The organism is Roseovarius sp. MMSF_3281, from assembly GCF_030733685.1.
GTDB lineage: Bacteria > Pseudomonadota > Alphaproteobacteria > Rhodobacterales > Rhodobacteraceae > Roseovarius.
In genome coordinates, this window is sequence record NZ_JASHIM010000011.1 from 64,362 (window position 1) to 83,308 (window position 18,947).

Here is an 18,947-nt window from a genome sequence, read left to right on the forward strand (position 1 = left end):
TGAGAGGCCCCGCCGGTGGGGGATCCGCCATACAGATCCCTTCGCTGACAGAGGGTGGAATTTTCAAACGTCGAGGCAAAGCGGTTGTATCCGAGCGCGTGCCGCCTTGGCAATCTGTACCCTTGTTTAGCCGCATCTGTATCTTTCCTCCCCCCGGATCATGTCGTTTGCTGTATCAACGTAAAATGGAGATCGCGCAGTCGAGACCGGCGCGCCGATCTGTGCTATCGTGATAAATGGGGGGCTGATTGCATGGCGCTGTTTATCTGCAAATCAACCGGGCAAGCCCGCGTGAAGGGCCATCTGGTGCGTGGTGGGCCGCGAAACCCACTGACGAGCGCAGGAGGGCGTCCGCAAAGGGGCGGCGCCTGTCCCAACTGCAACCGCAGCCCCGAGGTGGCATAACGATCTTGAAGGAGACCGATCTCATGAAAACTCGACAGGTTGCACGATGCTGATGCGCGGGCTTGAGTGGTTGACCGGCGCGATCTCCGGGGTCGCGGGGTATATTGGCTGGTTCCTGATCCTTTATTGCATGGCTTTTGGCGTCTCGGACGTTTTCATGCGCTACGTGCTTAACGCGCCGTCGCAATGGATAGGAACTTCATTGCAGGCGGCTATGGTTCTCATGGCCTGTGCGGGAGGCGTTTATGCGCTGCAGCATGAAAGTTTCGTCAAACTTGATCTGTTTTACGCGAATGCCAGCAGCCGGAATAAGGCTATTCTGGATGTGCTGACAATGCCATTCGCCTTGCTGTTTCTGGGGGCGCTGATCGTGAAGGGTTACGAGGCGGCATCGCTTTCGCTGATGCTTAACCAGCAAACCCCGACGGCCATTCCGATTCCCATCTACCCGATAAAATTCGCGATACCACTGAGTGCATGCTTGGTGCTGCTGATCGTGCTGAAACATTTCATTCGCGACCTGAAGATCATTTTCGGCCGCGATTGAAATTCCTGCCTTCGAAAGCGGCTTGCCGCTTTCAGGGCCAATAAAAAATGACCGAACCATCAACAAGGAGGAAACTAAATGACGATCAATAGATTTATTCACTCGACCATGTGGGCGGGCGCTTTCGCGGTAACTGCGAGCGTTGCCGTAGGGCAGGACGGCCCCCCGGACGAGGTAACCGAATGGACCTTTCAGCCCGCTTTCGACCAAAGCGATGCCGGCTGGGCCGGTGGCCTGATGCCATGGGTGGAAGCCGTCGAGGAAGCCACCGAGGGGACCGTCAAGATCCGGGTCGAGCCGGCCGGCGCATTGGTCAGCGGCTCGGAGGCCTTCGGTGCTGCGGCTGCGGGTGTTACCGACGGCTACGCCGGTTGGGGCTCGGTCTATGGCGGGGACATGCCGGAGGGTATGCTTGCCTTCGGTCTGGCCATGGGGGCAGAAAGCGCCGAGGAAGCCTGGGAGGTGATGTGGGGCAACCCTGATTACCGCGTTGGCGACATCGTTCAGGAAGCGGCGCATGCGCGCAACCTGCACTGGGCCGGCTGGACCAACCAAGGCCCGAACGCGATGTTCACCAAGTTCCCGGTCGAGAAGATCGAAGACCTTTCCGGGCGCAAGATGCGCGCGGGCGGACCGCAGGCGATTTTCCACTCCACCGTGGGCGGCTCGCCGGTGTCGATGAATGCCGGTGAAATCTATACTGCCATCAAGCTTGGTACGATCGACGGGACCTACTGGGACACAGGCGGGATTGATGACATGTCGTTCCACGAAGTGGTCGACTATGCGATCATGCCTGGCTGGAACCCGGCGCAGCATCAGGAGATTTTCATCAACCTCGAAAGCTGGAATGCCCTTACCGATTGGCAGCGCGAACAGATCGATGGCATCTTCAAGGAAACCTACTTTGAGACCAGCCGCATTCATGCGGAAGGTGTCGAAGGGGCCTTGCAAGCGTTGCGCGATGCCGGTGGTACGGTGATCGAGATGAGCGACGAGGAAGTTCAACGGATGCGTGAGATGTCGATCGAGAAGGTATGGCCGCAGGTCGCAGAAGCCTCTGACGGCAACGCCAAGGGTGTCGAGATCTACAAGCAGTTTCTCGAAGACAAGGCCGCTTCGGAATAAGGCCCCTGAGACGTGACCCGTCACAGACAACCCTAAATAGACTACGCTGGCCTGCCCGGCAGGCCAGCGTAATGCCAGACCGTTGCGCGCCGACCGCCGTTGAGCTGAGCCATCAGAGAAAGGTGAAACGCGCGCAAGGATTGGGTGTTGCACCGTATTTCGCGAGAATCCGTGATTCAGGTTTTCCGCGAAGCGCTTTAGGTAAGGAAACCGAAGATCATGAGTCTCGAATTAATCACAGCGCTGTATTTTCTGGTCTTGTTCAGCATCTTGTTCATGGGCCTGCCGGTTGCGTTTGGCCTTGGAGGGACAGCTGTCCTGTTTGCCATTCTCGTCGAGCCGCGCGCGTTGCTTGCCGTTCCCAGTGCGTTCTATTCGACACCATGGAATTCGGTTCTGGTCACGGTACCATTGTTCCTGTTCATGGGGTCACTGATCCGGTTTTCCGGCATAGCCGAGGCCGCCTATGATGCGGTCTATAAACTGATCGGCCATATCCATGGCGGGCTGGCCATGGGGACGGTTCAGGTTTGTACCGTCTTCGCGGCCATTACCGGCATCACGCCGCCGGCGACCACCACGATGGGTCAGATCGCTTATCCTTCCATGGTGCGTTACAATTACGATCGGCGGATCGCCATCGGCTCGATCGCGGCGGGCGGTGCCCTGGGCGCGTTGATCCCGCCCAGCGTTCCGTTCATCTTCTATGGCCTGCTGGCCAAGGTATCGATTGGTGATCTGTTTATGGCAGGCCTGATGCCGGGGCTCATGCTGGCAGCATTCTACACGATCTACATCGGTGTTCGCTGCCGTGTGCAACCTGAATTGGGGCCGGCACTGCCGTCGGAGAAAAAGTTCACGCCGAGGGAAAAACTGACTGCTGTGCTCAGCATCTGGCCCTTTGCCCTGCTTATCGTCATCGTTTTGGGCATCATCTGGGGCGGTATCGCCACACCTGCGGAAGCCGCGGCATTCGGAGCGGCGGGCGCCTTCATCATCAACCTGATTTACGGCAAGCTGACCCGGCGCGTCCTGCTGGATTCGCTTATGTCCACGCTGAAACTAAGCGGTATGGGCCTGTGGATCCTGATCGGCGCGACGGTATACCTTAACGTCTTCAACACGTTGGGCAGCCAGGACCTGTTGACCGATCTGGTGCTTTCCATGCCGGGCGGCAGCACGGGGATCCTGTTGATGATGATGCTGATTATCCTCGTGCTGGGGATGGTCATGGACGACTGGGCCATCATCATGCTGTGTACCCCGCTGTTCATCCCGATCGTGGATGAACTGGGGATCGACAAACTGTGGTTCGGCGCGCTGTTCATCGTCAACATCCAGATCGCCTATCTTACCCCGCCCTTCGGCTTTGTCCTTTTCTGGATCAAGGGGGTGCTGCCGCGGGATGTCAGCATGGGCGATGTCTACAATTCTGTCGGCCCCTTCGTGGCGCTTCAGTTCCTTGGCCTGACCCTGATCTTCCTGTTCCCGCAAATCGCCACTTGGCTGCCCGGCGTCTTCAAGTAAATCGGAGATTGAGATGTACAAAAATATCCTTGTTCCGGTCGCGCCCGACCACATAAACGATTGTGAAGCCCAACTGGACGCTGCTCAGCGCCTTCTTGCCCCTGATGGAAATCTTTCGGTACTGTCGGTGGTGGAAGAACTGCCATCCTATGTCGGATCGTATTTCCCCAAGGATCAGGTCCGCGAGAGCATCGACAGGTTTGACAAGGCGCTCAAGAAGGCGATGCCCTCGGATAATATCGAAACGCATGTCGTGTCCGGGCATCCGACGAACACGGTCCTCAACTGGGCCAACAAGAACCGTGTGGATTGCATCGTTGTCGCGTCGCACCGGGCGGGCCTGTCGGGCCTTTTGCTTGGGTCGACAGCAGCAAGGGTTGTCCGGCACGCCAAATGTAGCGTCGTGGTTTTGCGCTGATTGTAACTCGTTATTGCCGTCGTTGGGGCAAATTGGGCCTTCGTTGACCGATTACTTGCCGCCGTAGATTGCGGGCGCTCGGTGACAAATGGGCAAGCTGAACTCGAATGCCTGAACACAGGGCCATTCGCCTTCGGGGCATTCGGCGTTTTGAAGAAACCGAGGAAGATTGGAATGGATTTCTGCCGTGCCGACAGGCTCGAGGCAGGTTTACCCGGGATACATGGCTAGTCTTGCCGCCCTACGTTCACGTAGACGTTTTTCAGCCGCCCAGAAGGGCGGCTTTTGGTATCCGCTCAAGAAACGCGCCGTCTTTTTCTTGGTGCCATAAGCTGGCGCAAATGAAAACGGGCGCGAGGTGCCTCGCGCCCGTTTGGTGTGAGCTTAGGGGGCGGGTTATTTCCAACCCACTTCGTTAAAGATTTTTTGCGCGGTGGGCACGTTTTTCGCCACTTCGCTCAGGTCGACGTCATCGGGTTTGAAGATACCCAGTTGGGCAACCGAGTCGCTGAGGCCGACACCGGGTACGGCCGGATATTCGTCATTGCCCGCCGAGAAATACTTCTGCGCTTGATCTGAGGCGAGGTATTCAAGGAATTTCACCGCGTTGTCGCGGTTGGGCGCGTGGGCCGCCACGCCGCCACCCGAAAGGTTCATGTGCGCACCTTCGGCATCCTGCGCGGGGAAGACCCAGCCGATGTTTTCCATGGCGTCGGCGGGCAGGCCGCTGACGTCCCTGCGCAATGCGCGAGCGAAGTAATAGGTGTTGCCGACCGAGACATCGCATTCACCCGAAACCAGGCCGCGCAGCTGATCGGTGTCGCCGCCCTGGGGGTCACGTGCGAAGTTGTCGACCACGCCTTTGGCCCATTCCTTGGCGGCCTCTTCGCCGTGGTTTTCGATGACCGACGACAGCAGCGTCAGGGAATAGACGTTGGTTGAAGAACGGTGGCAAACCATGCCCTTGTAGGCGGGGTCGGCCAGTTCGACATAGGATTTGGGCGGATTCTCCACATCGGTTTTGTCGTAGAAGATAATGCGCGCGCGTTGCGAGAAGCCAAACCACTGGTTGTCGTCGTCTTGCAGGTAGGCCGGGATGCGGTTTTCCAGAACATCGCTGTCCACCGACTGCAAGACGCCTTCGTTCTTGGCGCGTTCAAGGCGCGAGGTGTCGACCGTCAGCAAAACGTCGGCGGGGGAGTTGTCACCTTCAGCCTTCATGCGCGCGATCAACTCATCAGCCTTGCCTTCGATGCGGTTGATGGTGATGCCGGTCATCTCTTCGAAGTCGCTGTAGAGGCGTTCATCGGTGTCGTAGTGGCGCGAGGAATAAAGGTTCAAGTCTTCGGCCTTGGCCTGAACGGCGGCCCCCAGCGCGATGCTGGCGGCAAGGGCGAGGATGGATGTGGTGCGAAGGGATGACATAAGGTCCTCCTGAGGTTCCAATGTTTACTAATTTTGTCAGATACCATGTGGGCCACATGGGTCAACAATTATATGACTGAATTAGTCGGAAATTGTCCGCTCGGAGAAATACATTGACTTGCGGCAAGCAATTTTGCTTGTGAACCATAGGCGTTGACGCCACGGTAAATGGCATAAGAATAAGGGGCAGGGGCGCATGACACGGGTTTTCATCACCGGAACTGCGGGGTTTATCGGCTATCATCTGTCAGACCTGTTATTGCGCGAGGGGCATGCCGTTCTGGGCCTTGACGGGATGACCGATTATTACGACGTGGGCCTCAAGCGGCGTCGGCACCAGATGCTGTCGCAGCACCCCGGGTTCGTCGGGGTCGAGGCGATGCTTGAGGATGTGGAAACCCTGAACCGCATCACAGATGAGTTTCGTCCGGAAGTCATCGTCCATCTGGCCGCCCAAGCGGGGGTGCGTTACAGTCTTGAAAATCCGCGCGCCTACATCGACGCCAATGTCATGGGCAGCTTTAATGTGATGGAAGTGGCGCGGCGCCACGCGGTCAAGCATTTGCTGATGGCTTCGACCAGTTCGGTTTACGGGGCCGAAACGGAAATGCCTTACCGCGAGACGCAAAAAGCCGATACGCAGATGACCGTTTACGCCGCGACCAAAAAGGCGGGTGAGGCATTGGGCCATTCTTATGCGCATCTGTGGAATATTCCGACCACGATGTTCCGGTTCTTCACTGTCTACGGCCCGTGGGGACGGCCGGACATGGCGTATTTCAAGTTCGTTGATGCGATCCTTAAAGGGCAGCCGATTGACGTTTATAATCACGGTGACATGTACCGCGATTTCACCTACATAGACGATCTGGTGCGGGGCATTCGGCTGTTGATCGATGCAGTCCCGCAGCGCCCTGAAAACCCAGATGAGATTGCCGCACAAGACAGCCTGTCACCTGTGGCACCCTATCGGGTTGTCAATATCGGCAATTCGCAAACCGTGCGTTTGCTGGATTTCATTGAAGCCATCGAAGAGGCGCTGGGTATGAGTGCCACGCGCAACATGATGGAGATGCAGAAAGGCGATGTTCCGGCCACATGGGCCGATGCCACACTATTGCAGGATTTGACGGGTTATTGCCCGCAGACCGATGTGCATGAGGGGATCAAGCGTTTCGTGGCGTGGTACCGCGATTATTACGAGACGTGAGCCACCCGTGGCCTGCGACGATTTCTTCAAAGATTTCGGCCCCCTCAGGTGGCGTAGTGCAGGGTCGTGAATTCGGCCCGGAGGGCGGCGACCTCCACGGCCACGGCGCGGGCCTTGGCTACGGAATGTTCAAAGAGGTTCAGGCGTCCGCCGATGGTGATCAGCGCGGGGGTCACCTTATGGGCGGATCACGCAGGCCGTCGATGTCCACCGAATAGCGGTCGGCCAGCACAGGCGCCGGAGCCGGATTTTGCGGTTTGGCCCGCGATATCCTGAAACCGCGCTTCTCAGGCCTCGGGCACCCGGCCTCGTTTCGATAAAGTCATGCCGCGCCCTTTTCCTGAATCGGTGTCCATCCAGATGGTCACCGGTCCATCGTTGAGCAATTCCACCTTCATGTCGGCGCCAAATTCCCCGGTTTCCACGGGCAGGCCTTGGTCAGCTAATTGTTCTGCGAAATACTGGTAAAGCTGCTTGCCCTCGTCGGGGGATGCCGCGGTGGAAAACCCGGGGCGGTTGCCGCGCGATGTATCGGCGGCCAGCGTGAATTGACTGACCACAAGGGCCGATCCGCCGATATCGCGGATCGAGCGGTTCATCTTGCCCGCCTCATCAGTGAAAATCCGCAGCTTGGCGATCTTGGCGGCCAATTGGTCGGCCTGCGCCTGCGCGTCGCCCTGCATGGCGCATATCAGTACCAAAAGGCCGGGGCCGGTCTGGCCGATCACTTGGCCGTCGACAGTGACCGAGGCGTGGGAGACACGTTGCAAAAGCGCGCGCATGGTCGGGGTCCTTTCCTTGGCTCAACCGCGCAGGTCTAGGATATCGTCAAGCGCCGCGCGCTCGGTGCGGAATTGGTTGGCAGGGTGGTCCGGGTCGGGGTAACCAAAGCTGATGGCGCAAAGGATGTTGCGCGTGTCGGGCAGGTCGAAATGTGCGCGGATCAGATCAGGATAGGCCGCGACCGAGGCTTGCGCGATGGTGCCCAAGCCCCGCGCCGTGGCCGCCAACAGAAAGGCGGTGACAAAGCCGCCGGTGTCCATAGCCCCGTATGGGCCAAGGGCCGCCTCGGCATGTATAATCGCCACATGCGGCGCGCCGAACAGGTGATAGTTCTGCATGGATTGCTCGGCGCGACCTGCGCGATCCTCCCGGGCGATGCCGACAGCCTCATAAAGCCGATAGCCGCAGGTGCGCCGCCGCTCGCCGTAAACGCCGGGATAACCTTCGGGCCATGGCATGTCGGCCCCGGGTTTGCCGCGCTCCACCTCGGCCAGAAGGGCCGTGCGGAAGGCTTCGGTTTCCGCGCCTTGGGTGACGACCACCTGCCATGGCTGCGCATTGCACCACGACGGCGCGCGGCCCGCATCGCGGACCACCTCGGCAATCACCTCCGCTGACACCGGATCGGGGCGGTAGGCACGGCAGGAATAGCGCGCATCAAGGGTCTCGCGCAGAGTGTCGGCTTGGCTCATGCCTCATTGTCCTTATCGTTGGGCCATGTATCGGAGAGGCGATACCCGTGCGGCCATGGATCATCGGGGTCGAGCATATGGGTGTGCATGCCGGTGATCCATCCCCGGCCCGAGATTTCAGGGATCACGGCAGGGGTGCCTTGAAGCTCGGTCAGGGCCTTGATCCGTCCCTCGAAGCGCGAGTCGATCAGCGAGGCCGCAGCGTAGCGATCCCCTTTGCCCATCTGCCCGCGTGCGTGCAACAGCGCCATGCGCGCCGACAGGGCCGTGCCGGTGGGGGAGCGATCAATCTTGCCGGGGCGGATGGCCACGGCGTGCCGCGCCTCAAGCCCTTGGTCGGTTTCGCGCGGGGCATGGGTGAAGAGGCAGAAGGAGATATGCTGCCAATCGGGATTTGTGGGGTGGTGAAAGCCCAACTGTTCGGTTGCTGCCCTAGTAATGCGCGTGCCAAGTTCCGCGAGGGGTCGGGCGTTTTCTGGCACCAGGTCAAAGCCTAAACCTTCGGCATCCACAACCACGAAACTATCCCCGCCAAAGGCGGTATCGACGGTCAGGCTGCCCAGTCCCGGCACCTCGATTTCCGCATTCATTTCTGCGGCGAAAGACGGGATGTTCGTTACGTGAACCCGCTGCGCCTTCCCACCCGCACAGTCGGCGCGTATCTCAACCAGCCCGCCGGGGGCTTCCAGCGTCAGCTTTGTGACCGGCTCCTGCATCGGGATGATCCCGGAATCCAAAAGAACCGTTGCCACGCAGATCGAATTGGAGCCGGACATGGGCGGCGTATCGCAGGGCTCCATGATGATGAACCCCATATCGGCGCGCGGGTCCTTGGGCGGGACAAGTAGATTGATATGCCGAAAGACACCACCGCGCGGTTCGTTCAAAACGAACTGCCGAAGGGTGTTATCGTGGGCAATAAAGCGCGATTGATCCCATAGGGTTTCGCCGGGCGGCGTGGCCACGCCGCCGGTGATCACATCACCCACCTCGCCCTCGGCATGGGCCGATATCACCTGAACGTTCTTCAGGCTGCGCACCATCAGAATTGCCCTTCATTCATCGCCACGGCATAGCCCACGGCGCCCGCGATCAGCAGGCCGATGACAACGGCAAAGGTGATCTTCCATGCCGACCAAGGCCGTTCGCCCTGCACCCGCCCGGTCCGGCCATTGACGACGAACCGATAGGTTTCGCCACGGTATTTATAGGCCGCCAGCCAGACCGGCAGCAGCACATGCTTGAAGGTGACATCGCTGACCCGGGTTTGGATGTCGTGGATGCGCTGCCGATCCCCGCCGATGTCGAACTTCACATCGCGGGCGATCACCCGGTCCATATGGGCGCGCGCCTCGGTGAAGCCCTCCCCCAACTCAACCGTGTAACCCTCGGCGCGAAAGCCTGCGAGGTATTCGGGGTTGTAGGGTTCAAGGGCCGACAAATCCCACGGTTCCAACGCATCGGTAAACCGCTTGGGCAGGCTACGTGAGGCCAGCACCAGCACATCGTCGAAAAACCGCGCCACGCGCCCCGACACCCGCTGCCAACGGACCTTGGGCACGCGTACTTGTTCGAGCTTGCCATCGCGATAAACGGTTTGGGTCTCGTAATAAATCGTCCCACGCTCACCGCTGTATCGCGAGGCTGTGTCGGCATCGAAGGTCCAGTAGGGGACGTAAATCCCCTGCATCTTCCGCCCCTTGCGGGCATAGGCCTGCAACCCGTTGGGCGCAAACCAAAGCCCCCCCAGCCAATCGTTCATCGCCTCGCGTGCCTTTTCCTCGTCCAAGGCAAATGGCAGCAAACCACGTGGCTTGATGTGGCGGTGCGAGCCGGTGTCGGTCACAACGGGGGTTGCGCAAAACGGGCATTCGGCGGCGTGCACGCTGGCGTCGAATTCCACCTGCGCCGCGCAATTGGGGCAGTTCAGAACGCGGGTTTCCTCGATCTCCTGTTCGGGCAGGTCCTGCGCCAAGGCACGGCGGAAATCCAACTCCCGGATTGTGCTTTGCCACGGGCCTGATTGGGAAATCGCTTCGGTATGGCCGCAGTGATCGCAGACCAATTCACCCCTGTCTGGGGCAAACCGGTAATCCGCCCCGCATTGATCGCAGGGAAAGCGGTGTTCTTCGACGGGACTGGCTGTCATGACGATCACCTGTCAGGGCAAGGCACACCGCGACAGGTCAGGGCCCGCGCGGCGGCGATCACGAGGTGGGGATCACGCCCCCGGTGGGGGCGGCGGCAAAATGGTGAACAGTTGCGCCAGTTCCTGCACGTCCTCGGCCCGCATCCAGCCATCCTGCCCGGCAGTCCAAACATAGGTGTCACGACTGATCTTGCCTTCGGTGGCCATCCGGCCAAGTGCGGCCTTGGAGTAGGGCCCCTTGGTCTCGCCCCCTTCGGCAATATGCCAGACATGCTCCACCGGCGGAGGCGGCGGAGCGGCGGGCGATGATTGCGGCGCCTGCGCCCCCCAAGGCTTTTGGTCCGCCATGTTCTGCGCCATGGCCATGCCCATACCCATCCCAAGGCCCGCACCCATGCCGCCACCGCCCGAGGGTGTGCCAGCGGCGGAGGTCATGGCCTCGGCCGCGGAATACTGCGTGAACTTGCCCAGGTCACCGGCCAGACCCATCGAAGTACGCTTGTCCAATGCCTCTTCCACCGCAGGGGGAAGCGAGATGTTCTCGATATAGAATTCGGGGATCACCAGGCCGTACTCGGAGACCACCTTGGTAATTTCCGCCGCCACCAGCTTGCCCAAATCCTGGGTATTGGCAGCTATGTCGAGCACCGGGATGCCGCTACCTGCGATGATCCGCGAAAAGGCCTGCACGATGATATTGCGGATTTGATAGCTGATCTCGTCCATGGTGAACTCACCATCGGTGCCGACGATCTCGGTCAGGAATTTGGCCGGGTCGCTGACCTTCACCGCATAGGTGCCGAAGGCGCGAATGCGGGTCGGCCCGAACTCGGGGTCGCGCAGCATGATGGGGTTTTTCGTGCCCCACTTCAGATCACTGAAGCGGGTGGTGTTGACGAAATACACCTCGGATTTGAAAGGCGATTTGAAGCCGTGATCCCAATGATTGAGGGTCGTCAGGATCGGCATGTTGTTGGTTTCTAGGAAATAAAGGCCAGGTGTAAAGACATCGGCCAGTTGGCCCTCGTGCACGAAAACCGCCGATTGCCCCTCGCGCACGGTCAGCTTGGCACCGTACTTGATCTCATGGCCTTCGCGCTCGAAACGCCAGACCATTGTATCACGGCTGTCGTCGACCCAATGGATGACGTCGATGAACTCACCAGTCAGAAAATCGAAAATACCCATATTTCAGGTCTCCTTCATATACGTCAGATCGGCCCGCTGCCCAACAGGATGCGGCGGATGATTGGGCGGGCCTCATCCGGAGTCATGCCGGGTTTCAGCGCCGGGTTGTAAAGCAGGCGCAGCAATTCCTCGTCATGGGTGGTCAGCAGCGCGAATTCATCGTCGTCATTGAAAATCGAAGGCCGCGCCTGTGGGCTGTCATTGGCAAGCCCAAGCCCTTGGGCAAGTTCTTCATGAACGCAAGAGCGGCGCATCAATTCGGGGTGTTCCGAGCGGATAAACGCGATTGCGCGGCTATAGCGATAGTCATTGTTGCTGTCGGAAAAGGCCACGACAAGACAATGGATCGAGCGCGGCAAGGTGCGGAACAGGGCCAGTGAATTGGTGCCGATGTTGGGCACGATCTGTTGGATGCGGTTGACCGCTTGGTCGCGGTCGTCCTCGCTCATGAACAGGACGTGGAAGTTGGGTTTTGAACTGCCCGCGCTGATCGGGTGGCCAGTGATCTGCCTAAGGCGCGCGGCATAGCTGTTGACCATGGATTGATCGGTGGCGCGCTGATCACGCGGCACATTGGTGCCGAATTCTACCGCCATACGCACCGGGCCTGTCCATTTGCGCAACCCGCCGGGCGTGTCGGCGGCACGCCTGAAGCCCCCGTCGCGGGCATATTCGTCATAAAAGGCGATCCGCTCGAAGTTGCGCATCACGTCGGTGTCGGTATAGGGCGTGTCCACCCCGCCGCCACCCGTGCGCAACAGCCCTTGAGCCAGCAAATCGGCCTGCACGGCGGAATAATAGCGCGCAAGGTTCCGGCTGCGTTGTGACGGCTCGGCCCGGGCCGGCCCGGGCCGGGGAGCCGGAGCCATGCCCGCCGGGCGCGCCTGCGGTTTGGTCGAGGGCGGAGCAGGCGGCGCCGCCATACAAGCCGACAGGGCCAGCAATGCCAGCCCTGTAAGCCCTGCATGCAGTGTGCGATGCGCCTTGCCCATTTGGCTTAGGCCTTCGGCACGGCAGTGCCGGTGTTGTCGCCCACGCCATCCTTGCGCGCCTTGGCCGAGGCCAGCGTATCGCGCAATTCGGTTTCCATCTTCTTGAGGTCTTCCTCGGCGGCGGCGCGCTTGGCCTTGCCTTCGTCGGCGATCTGCAGGCTTTCCTCGATGGTGCCAATAAGGTCGGCATTGGCCTTCTTGACCGCTTCGATATCGAAAACGCCGCGCTCCATCTCTTCGCGGATCATCTTGTTGCTTTCGCGCAGGTTTTCGGCATTCGAGGTCAGCAATTCATTGGTCAGGTCATTGGCGTCCCGCACCGCGGCTGCGGCTTCGGCGCTGCGCTGGATGGTGACGGCTTGGGCCAGTTGGGTTTCCCAAAGCGGCACGGTGTTGACGAGGGTCGAGTTGATCTTGGTGACCAGCGATTTGTCGTTTTCCTGCACCAAGCGGATCGAGGGCAGCGATTGCATGGTCACCTGACGGGTCAGCTTGAGGTCATGCACCCGGCGTTCCAGATCGTCGCGGGCGGCGCGCAGATCGCGCAATTCCTGCGCCTTGATCACCTGGTCGTTTTCCGGCGCGGCCTGAACTTCGGCCTCCTTGGCCGGGATGATCTTTTCATCCAGCTCTTTCAGTTTTTCTTCGCCTGCCGAGATATAAAGGGCCAGTTCGTCGTAGAATTGCAGGGTTTTTTCATAAAGCAGGTCCAGCGATTTGATATCCTTGAGCAGGGTATGCTCATGGTGCAGCAACTCGTCGGTGATCTTGTCGATCTGGCCTTGCACGGTCTCAAAACGGGCGGTGAACTTGGCAAAGGGGGCAGCTTTACCCAAAAGTTTTTCCCACCATGTCCTCTCGCGGCGGACATCTAGTTCCGACACCGAGAAACCGCGAATGGTCGTCACGATCCCACGCAAGGAATCCCCGGCCGGCCCCACATCCTTGTTGCGCACACCGTGCAACATGCTTTGCGAGATTTCCTGCAATTCGGCCTGCGCGGCGGAGCCGAAGGAGACGATCGAATTGGTATCGCCCATGTCGATCTCGTCCATCCGTTTGCGGATTTCGGCCCCCACAGGTGCATCGGCGCTTTCAAGCGGGACAATCGAATTGGCATCCGCCGGTTCGGGCAGGATCGCGCGGCTGACTTCCTCGACCTCGGCCAGCGCGGCCTCGGCTTTCTGACGGGTATTCTCTGACATGGTTGTCCCCTTACTCGTTGTTGCTGTCCGGGCGGATGCCCTCGCGCTGCAACCGGTCGCGCAGCACGTCAATTTCAATCGTCAAATCGCTGCGATCATCCAGCAGTAGCTTTTCTGTCCGGGCGGCAAAGTTGCCTTCCAGATCGTCCAGAAGCGTCAGGTAATCCTGCCGCGCTGCGCTATCGCGGTTGCGGCTGTAGATATCGGCGAATTTCACCGTCGCGTCCTTGGCCCCCAGCAAGTAAACTGACAGGTACTTGCGTGCCGCCGTCAGGTCGCGGGGGTCTTCCTCGACCGTGCGAAAGAGGTCGCGTGCGGTGGATTTGAACCGCTCAACACGGCCCTCGAGCTGTCGGTCGCCGGCGCGCTTGATCGCCTCCGACATCGCGACCAGGTGCTTTTCCGCCTCGTCCACGGCGCGCGCCACGCGGTCGGTTTGAAACATGTCCACGCCCTCGGCGCCCTTGTCTTTCAAGGGGTCCAGCCCGAAGGCAAAGCTGTGGATCACCGCGCCCAGCGCGGCGAAAATCACAGCCTCCAGCGCCCCAAATCCGGCGAACCCCGCAATCCCGAGGCCTAACCCGGTGGCCAGCGACCCCACGATCTTGCGCGGCAGGGCAGGGCGTCGCGCCACTTTGCGCGCCTCATAGGCCTCCTGTGCCAAGATCCCTTCACGCGTTAGCCACGCCGCCAAGATCAACAGGCCAAGCGCGGCCAGATACATCGCCATGTCAATCGGCTCAGACGTGAAGGCCTTGAAAATCAGAGGCAAAGGGGCAAGAAACAGCAGGTTCACTCGCCCACCGGCCTTGGTACGTTTCGCGCCTTGGAAACTGCCGCGATCCACCGGTGCAGGCCCGCCTTGCCCGCCATCGGGGCTGTATTTCCCGCCGTATCTTTGGGCCATATCAAGCGCCTCCTGCGATTGAGACGTAAAGCATCAATGCAACAAGCAGAAAAAACGCCAGTTTTTGCAACCCGGTATCGGACATAAATCCCCCATAGCCCAGCGGTTCACAAGGAACTTAGGCCATGCTGCGTTTGCATGCTAGGGGGAAGATTCGGGTGAGTGGCGCACCGCCTCACGGCGTTCGGACAGTGCGCCACCGGCGCGGGTCAATGCCGCGGGGCGGTCCGCCGTTCGGCATTGAGTTTGCGGGTATAGCCCGATTGGATCACTTCGACGGCCACGAGAACGAGGACCGAGAAATAGAAGGTAGTCTTGGACATTGGGATCACTTCGTAGCCAAAGAACTTAAGTGCCAGCGCATCGTCATGCATGGCGTGGGCCGCCGCTTGGCCCGCTTCGCCCAGCAAAACAACCCCCACGATCAACAGGATGAACAGGCCCAGAACCTCGTACATCCGGTTTTTCTCAAGAAAGGCCGTTACACCATCGGCAAGAACCAGCATGGCAAGCCCCGAGAGGATGATCGCGAAGGCCAGGATCGGGAAAACATCGGTGATTGCTAAGGCCGACAGCACCGAATCGAACGAGAAGATCAGGTTCATCGTCACGATCAGCATGATGACTTGTGTCGCCGACTTGCCGGATTTTCCGGCCATATCTGTATCCAGTTTCTCGACGGTCAGCATATGGCCGATTTCCTTGACGGCGGTGTAGATGATGAAAATCCCGCCAATGATGAAGACACAGGTGGCAAAGTTCACGCCGCCCTCGATCACGCCTGTCCAATCGAAGATATAAAAAGGCTCGGCCATGGCGTCGATCAGTTGGATCATGGTGAAAAGCAGTATCACCCGTAACGCCACAGCAATGATGATGCCCCAGTAGCGCACCGCTTTTTGCTGTGCCACCGGAGCGCGCTGCGATTCAATCGAGATATAAAGCAGGTTGTCGAAGCCCAGCACCGCCTGCAAAAAGCACAGCATAAGCAAGTTACCCAGGTTTTCGATAGTCAACAGATCGGCCATGTTTGAAAGCCCCTCGTTCGTTACATGTGAGGGGGCGCTTTAGCCCAGGCTTGTCGCAAAAACAAAATGAAACGCGTGTCTTTACCCTATGACGCCGGATTGGCCGTGATATCCAAAGCACATGATGACACGTAGTTTCGTGCCCCGCGGTGCGGCCAGTTTTCGGGTGGATTACGACGGCCCGCCACGGGACGTGCACTTTCTGTTGCTGCCTAAACTCACGCTGTTGGCCTTCACCTCGGCGCTTGAGCCGCTGCGCGTGGCCAATCAGGTGGCCGGGCGAGAACTCTATCGTTGGTTCTTGATGAGCGAGGATGGCGGCCCGGTCTCGTGCTCCTGCGGGGTGACGATCACGCCCGACAGCGGCTTGCAGGATGTCCCGCGCGAGGCCTTGGCCTTCGTTTGCGCCGGGATCGAGCCAACCGAAACCGTCAGCGCCCGCGCCACCCGCTGGATCAGCCGCCAACGTGCCTTTGGCTGTACCGTGGGCGGGATTTGCACCGGGGCTTTCGCGCTTGCCCGCGCCGGGCTTCTGGAAGGGCGGCGCTTTACTTTGCACTGGGAAAATCAGCCCGCCTTCATCGAGCGTTTCATCGGGCTGGAACCCTCCGGCGCGCTTTACGAGATTGACCGAGGCTTGATTACCTGTGGCGGGGGAAGTGCCGCCACAGATATGATGCTGCATCTGATTGAGCGCGATCATGGCGCGGATTTGGCCAGCGTGGTGGCCGACATGTGCCTGCATTTCCGCGCCTCCACTCATGAGGCACCGCAGCGATCGGGCTTTTCCCATGCCCTCAGTAGCCGCAACCCCCATCTGATCGCCGCCATGCGGGCGATGAACGAAACCATCGAAGCCCCGCTTGAGATCGGGAAACTGGCCGAGCAGCTGGGCATTTCGCGGCGTCAGCTTGAAAGGCTGTTCACCGGTCACGTCGGTACCACCCCGGCGCAATTCTACATGGATTTGCGGATCGCCCGGGCCCATGCGCTGTTGAATGAAACCGATCTAAGCGTGGCCGAGATCGCGGCGGCCACCGGCTTTAACAGTGCCTCGCAGATGGGCGCGCGATTCCGCAAGCGGTACGGCATGTCGCCGCGCGCCTACCGCAAAAGCTGGCAGGTGCCGGGGTAGGGCATCTTATTCACCAAAGTAATACCGGCAAAAATCCGAGGTTTGACCGAAAGCTATTTTTGCCGCGGTTTGCCCGGTTTCCGGCGGGTCCGCTTCGGGGTCGGTTTGCCGGGTTTCTTGTCGTCCTCGCCCTGCATCCCAAGCTGATCCTTCAGAACCCGGGGGCGAATTTCCTGTACCTCTCCGCGCTTCAATTGGCCAAGTTGGAATGGCCCGTAAGAGATGCGGATCAAACGGTTCACCGACAGCCCCACAGCCTCCATCGCGCGTCTGATCTCGCGGTTTTTGCCCTCGCGCAGGCTCACCGTCACCCAGGCGTTGGCACCCTGTTGCCGGTCCAGCGAAACGGTCATGGATTGGAACTTTTCGCCTTCTATTTCAATGCCTTGCCGCAGCGGCTCCAATGTTTTGTCACTTGGTCGGCCTTTCACGCGCACCCGGTATTTGCGCAGCCATCCGGTCGAAGGCAGTTCCAGCTTGCGCTTGATCCCACCGTCATTGGTCAACAATAGCAAGCCTTCGGAATTGAGGTCCAACCGCCCCACGCTCATCACGCGTGGCAGGTCTTCGGGTAGCTCGTCATAAATCGTTGCCCGGCCTTGCTCGTCGCGGGTTGTGGTCACAAGGCCCGTGGGCTTGTGATAGAGCCAAAGCCGCGGCGGTTCGGGGGCTGACAAGTCCCGCCCATCCACGGTTACCTTGTCCTTGTCCGTTACGTTCAGGGCCGCCCGCTCGATGACCTTGTCATTGACCTTGACCCGGCCGGACTCGATCATGCGTTCGGCTTCGCGCCGGCTGGCAACGCCGGCCCGGGCAATAACCTTGGCGATCCGCTCGCCCTTATGTTGGCTTTCTGTCATGCGCCCCGATTAGCGCAAAGCCCGGGCTTGCGAAAGCACGGATCGCGCGGCAATAGGGAGTATGCGTTTCACCAGCCACATGGATTTGGCCCTGTCCGAGGCCCGCGCCGCCGCAGACCGCGGCGAGGTTCCTGTTGGTGCCGTGCTCGTAGATCCGCGCGGCCAAGTGGTGGCACAGGCGGGCAACCGTACTCGTGAATTGCACGACCCCACCGCGCATGCCGAAATTCTCGTGATCCGCGAGGCCTGCGTCAAAGCGGGCAGCGAACGCCTTCCGGGCCACGCGCTTTATGTCACGCTAGAGCCTTGCGCGATGTGTGCCACGGCCATCTCGGCAGCCCGCATCGCGCGGGTATACTATGGGGCGGGCGATCCAAAGTCCGGAGGGGTGGCGCATGGCGCGCGGGTCTTTTCCCACCCGCAATGCCATCATGCTCCGGAGGTCTACGATGGCATCAGCGCGGTGGAGGCCGAAGCCCTGCTGACTGACTTCTTCAAGGCAAAACGCCTCTAATCCTTTCTACTTTTTGCAAAATATCCTGGGGGAGGGGCCAAGGGCCCCGGGGGCAAAGCCCCCCAAATCACAGCTCGATCGGCACCAGGACCTCGGGCTCGATCACGTCCACCCCGGGCAGGGCCTTGGCCAGTTCCTCGGCCGATTGTTCGAGGATGGGGAAGGTCTTGTAGTGACAAGGGATCACGGTTTTGAAGTCAAAGAATTCCTTGGCGGCATACCCTGCGCGGCGCATGTCCATGGTGAAATGCCCGCCTGCACACAGGATGCCGATATCGGGTTTGTGCAACGCGTTGAAAATTTTCATGTCGGCCATGACGTCAGTATCGCCCGAGACGTAAATCGTCCGGCCTTCGCCTTCGATCATGTAGCCGCATTCGGTGCCCGGCACATTGGGTCCATTTTCGCCCCCAAAGCTTGAGGAATGCACCGCATGCACCATCGTTACTTTGACGCCCCCAAGGTCCACGGTGCCGCCCTTGTTGAAGCCGACAACCTCGATCTTTTCGGTTTTTTCCCAATAGGACATCAAATCGAATTGTCCGACGACGGGGATTTCCTGTGCTTTCGCGACGCCAAGAACGTCTGACACGTGGTCAAAATGCGCATGGGTCAGAAGGATATGCGTAGCCCCTTGGGTGGCTTTGTCGCGTTTGTCTTCAGGCATCATCGGGTTGCCTGTCAGCCAAGGGTCAACAAGCAGGCACTGACCGCCGATTTCGATCCGGAACGAGGCATGGCCCAGCCAAATGATTTTCATCTTGTCCTCCATAATGTTGTTTCCCCAAGCCTAACATGGGTTTGATCCGCGAAAAGGGGGATTTGCGTGGTCGG

General features: G+C 59.7%; 20 protein-coding genes. 7 read left to right on the top strand and 13 right to left on the bottom strand.

What is annotated here, in order from left to right:
• Positions 1-457: 457 nt before the first annotated feature.
• The 4 genes from RBB32_RS12015 to RBB32_RS12030 all read left to right on the top strand — a co-directional run bounded on the left by RBB32_RS12015 (position 458) and on the right by RBB32_RS12030 (position 4,025).
• A complete protein-coding gene (locus tag RBB32_RS12015; RefSeq protein WP_306152954.1) occupies positions 458-952 on the top strand; it encodes a TRAP transporter small permease subunit in 495 nt (164 codons plus the stop codon).
• A 78-nt stretch (positions 953-1,030) separates the two neighbouring features.
• Complete coding sequence (locus tag RBB32_RS12020) at positions 1,031-2,080, top strand: TRAP transporter substrate-binding protein (protein ID WP_306152955.1); 1,050 nt, start codon at positions 1,031-1,033, stop codon at positions 2,078-2,080.
• 219 nt (positions 2,081-2,299) lie between these two features.
• Positions 2,300-3,607: a TRAP transporter large permease subunit gene (locus RBB32_RS12025; RefSeq protein ID WP_306152956.1), complete on the top strand. Its 1,308-nt coding sequence runs from the start codon at positions 2,300-2,302 to the stop codon at positions 3,605-3,607.
• Positions 3,608-3,620: 13 nt separating this feature from the next.
• The gene (locus tag RBB32_RS12030; RefSeq protein WP_306152957.1) at positions 3,621-4,025 is read left to right on the top strand and encodes a universal stress protein; all 405 of its coding nucleotides are present in this window, start codon (positions 3,621-3,623) and stop codon (positions 4,023-4,025) included.
• Positions 4,026-4,421: 396 nt separating this feature from the next.
• On the opposite strand, the gene RBB32_RS12035 is transcribed toward RBB32_RS12030, so the two are convergent.
• Positions 4,422-5,450: an extracellular solute-binding protein gene (locus RBB32_RS12035; RefSeq protein ID WP_306152958.1), complete on the bottom strand. Its 1,029-nt coding sequence runs from the start codon at positions 5,448-5,450 to the stop codon at positions 4,422-4,424.
• 196 nt (positions 5,451-5,646) lie between these two features.
• Here RBB32_RS12035 and RBB32_RS12040 point away from each other — a divergent pair, with 196 nt between their 5' ends.
• Positions 5,647-6,660, top strand: a complete 1,014-nt coding sequence (locus RBB32_RS12040; RefSeq protein WP_306152959.1) for an NAD-dependent epimerase/dehydratase family protein — start codon at positions 5,647-5,649, stop codon at positions 6,658-6,660.
• 44 nt (positions 6,661-6,704) lie between these two features.
• Here the strand turns inward: RBB32_RS12040 and RBB32_RS12045 are convergent, their stop codons facing one another.
• From RBB32_RS12045 to RBB32_RS12090, 10 genes are all read right to left on the bottom strand, one after another.
• Complete coding sequence (locus RBB32_RS12045; protein ID WP_306152960.1) at positions 6,705-6,836, bottom strand: hypothetical protein; 132 nt, start codon at positions 6,834-6,836, stop codon at positions 6,705-6,707.
• A gap of 111 nt (positions 6,837-6,947) precedes the next feature.
• Positions 6,948-7,442 (bottom strand): D-aminoacyl-tRNA deacylase, encoded by a 495-nt coding sequence (gene dtd / locus RBB32_RS12050; protein WP_306152961.1) that lies wholly within the window; start codon positions 7,440-7,442, stop codon positions 6,948-6,950.
• Positions 7,443-7,463: 21 nt separating this feature from the next.
• Entirely contained in the window at positions 7,464-8,135 is a 672-nt protein-coding gene (locus tag RBB32_RS12055; protein WP_306152962.1) for a nitroreductase, read from the bottom strand.
• Positions 8,132-9,175, bottom strand: coding sequence for a proline racemase family protein (locus RBB32_RS12060; RefSeq protein WP_306153010.1), 1,044 nt, complete (start codon positions 9,173-9,175; stop codon positions 8,132-8,134). The genes RBB32_RS12055 and RBB32_RS12060 overlap by 4 nt, the downstream gene beginning before the upstream one ends.
• Positions 9,176-9,177: 2 nt before the next feature.
• Positions 9,178-10,284, bottom strand: a complete 1,107-nt coding sequence (locus RBB32_RS12065; protein ID WP_306152963.1) for a TFIIB-type zinc finger domain-containing protein — start codon at positions 10,282-10,284, stop codon at positions 9,178-9,180.
• Between the two features lie 72 nt (positions 10,285-10,356).
• On the bottom strand, positions 10,357-11,472 hold the full coding sequence (locus RBB32_RS12070) for an SPFH domain-containing protein (protein ID WP_306152964.1): 1,116 nt from the start codon (positions 11,470-11,472) through the stop codon (positions 10,357-10,359).
• A gap of 23 nt (positions 11,473-11,495) precedes the next feature.
• Entirely contained in the window at positions 11,496-12,464 is a 969-nt protein-coding gene (locus tag RBB32_RS12075) for a DUF2927 domain-containing protein (RefSeq protein ID WP_371931051.1), read from the bottom strand.
• Positions 12,465-12,469: 5 nt separating this feature from the next.
• Positions 12,470-13,669 (bottom strand): toxic anion resistance protein, encoded by a 1,200-nt coding sequence (locus RBB32_RS12080; RefSeq protein WP_306152966.1) that lies wholly within the window; start codon positions 13,667-13,669, stop codon positions 12,470-12,472.
• A 10-nt stretch (positions 13,670-13,679) separates the two neighbouring features.
• On the bottom strand, positions 13,680-14,576 hold the full coding sequence (locus RBB32_RS12085; protein WP_306152967.1) for a 5-bromo-4-chloroindolyl phosphate hydrolysis family protein: 897 nt from the start codon (positions 14,574-14,576) through the stop codon (positions 13,680-13,682).
• A 209-nt stretch (positions 14,577-14,785) separates the two neighbouring features.
• Positions 14,786-15,604 (bottom strand): TerC family protein, encoded by an 819-nt coding sequence (locus RBB32_RS12090; protein WP_306152968.1) that lies wholly within the window; start codon positions 15,602-15,604, stop codon positions 14,786-14,788.
• A 121-nt stretch (positions 15,605-15,725) separates the two neighbouring features.
• Between RBB32_RS12090 and RBB32_RS12095 the strand changes: the two genes are divergently transcribed.
• A complete protein-coding gene (locus tag RBB32_RS12095; RefSeq protein ID WP_306152969.1) occupies positions 15,726-16,739 on the top strand; it encodes a GlxA family transcriptional regulator in 1,014 nt (337 codons plus the stop codon).
• Positions 16,740-16,792: 53 nt separating this feature from the next.
• On the opposite strand, the gene RBB32_RS12100 is transcribed toward RBB32_RS12095, so the two are convergent.
• Positions 16,793-17,599 carry a pseudouridine synthase gene (locus RBB32_RS12100; protein WP_306152970.1) on the bottom strand — a complete coding sequence of 269 codons (807 nt, stop codon included), beginning with the start codon at positions 17,597-17,599 and terminating at the stop codon, positions 16,793-16,795.
• Between the two features lie 61 nt (positions 17,600-17,660).
• Between RBB32_RS12100 and RBB32_RS12105 the strand changes: the two genes are divergently transcribed.
• The gene (locus RBB32_RS12105) at positions 17,661-18,113 is read left to right on the top strand and encodes a nucleoside deaminase (protein WP_306152971.1); all 453 of its coding nucleotides are present in this window, start codon (positions 17,661-17,663) and stop codon (positions 18,111-18,113) included.
• 67 nt (positions 18,114-18,180) lie between these two features.
• On the opposite strand, the gene RBB32_RS12110 is transcribed toward RBB32_RS12105, so the two are convergent.
• Positions 18,181-18,873, bottom strand: coding sequence for a metal-dependent hydrolase (locus RBB32_RS12110; protein ID WP_306152972.1), 693 nt, complete (start codon positions 18,871-18,873; stop codon positions 18,181-18,183).
• Positions 18,874-18,947: the final 74 nt, after the last annotated feature.

What these genes read in the sequence shown, in the direction of transcription:
- RBB32_RS12080 (WP_306152966.1), bottom strand. Translation starts at nt 13,669, where the DNA reads ATGTCAGAGAATACCCGTCAGAAAGCCGAGGCCGCGCTGGCCGAGGTC.
- RBB32_RS12055 (WP_306152962.1), bottom strand. Translation starts at nt 8,135, where the DNA reads ATGAGCCAAGCCGACACTCTGCGCGAGACCCTTGATGCGCGCTATTCC.
- RBB32_RS12070 (WP_306152964.1), bottom strand. Translation starts at nt 11,472, where the DNA reads ATGGGTATTTTCGATTTTCTGACTGGTGAGTTCATCGACGTCATCCAT.
- RBB32_RS12085 (WP_306152967.1), bottom strand. Translation starts at nt 14,576, where the DNA reads ATGGCCCAAAGATACGGCGGGAAATACAGCCCCGATGGCGGGCAAGGC.
- RBB32_RS12025 (WP_306152956.1), top strand. Translation starts at nt 2,300, where the DNA reads ATGAGTCTCGAATTAATCACAGCGCTGTATTTTCTGGTCTTGTTCAGC.
- RBB32_RS12090 (WP_306152968.1), bottom strand. Translation starts at nt 15,604, where the DNA reads ATGGCCGATCTGTTGACTATCGAAAACCTGGGTAACTTGCTTATGCTG.
- RBB32_RS12065 (WP_306152963.1), bottom strand. Translation starts at nt 10,284, where the DNA reads ATGACAGCCAGTCCCGTCGAAGAACACCGCTTTCCCTGCGATCAATGC.
- RBB32_RS12100 (WP_306152970.1), bottom strand. Translation starts at nt 17,599, where the DNA reads ATGACAGAAAGCCAACATAAGGGCGAGCGGATCGCCAAGGTTATTGCC.
- dtd (WP_306152961.1), bottom strand. Translation starts at nt 7,442, where the DNA reads ATGCGCGCGCTTTTGCAACGTGTCTCCCACGCCTCGGTCACTGTCGAC.
- RBB32_RS12030 (WP_306152957.1), top strand. Translation starts at nt 3,621, where the DNA reads ATGTACAAAAATATCCTTGTTCCGGTCGCGCCCGACCACATAAACGAT.
- RBB32_RS12020 (WP_306152955.1), top strand. Translation starts at nt 1,031, where the DNA reads ATGACGATCAATAGATTTATTCACTCGACCATGTGGGCGGGCGCTTTC.
- RBB32_RS12075 (WP_371931051.1), bottom strand. Translation starts at nt 12,464, where the DNA reads ATGGGCAAGGCGCATCGCACACTGCATGCAGGGCTTACAGGGCTGGCA.
- RBB32_RS12040 (WP_306152959.1), top strand. Translation starts at nt 5,647, where the DNA reads ATGACACGGGTTTTCATCACCGGAACTGCGGGGTTTATCGGCTATCAT.
- RBB32_RS12095 (WP_306152969.1), top strand. Translation starts at nt 15,726, where the DNA reads ATGATGACACGTAGTTTCGTGCCCCGCGGTGCGGCCAGTTTTCGGGTG.
- RBB32_RS12015 (WP_306152954.1), top strand. Translation starts at nt 458, where the DNA reads ATGCGCGGGCTTGAGTGGTTGACCGGCGCGATCTCCGGGGTCGCGGGG.
- RBB32_RS12035 (WP_306152958.1), bottom strand. Translation starts at nt 5,450, where the DNA reads ATGTCATCCCTTCGCACCACATCCATCCTCGCCCTTGCCGCCAGCATC.
- RBB32_RS12110 (WP_306152972.1), bottom strand. Translation starts at nt 18,873, where the DNA reads ATGAAAATCATTTGGCTGGGCCATGCCTCGTTCCGGATCGAAATCGGC.
- RBB32_RS12105 (WP_306152971.1), top strand. Translation starts at nt 17,661, where the DNA reads ATGCGTTTCACCAGCCACATGGATTTGGCCCTGTCCGAGGCCCGCGCC.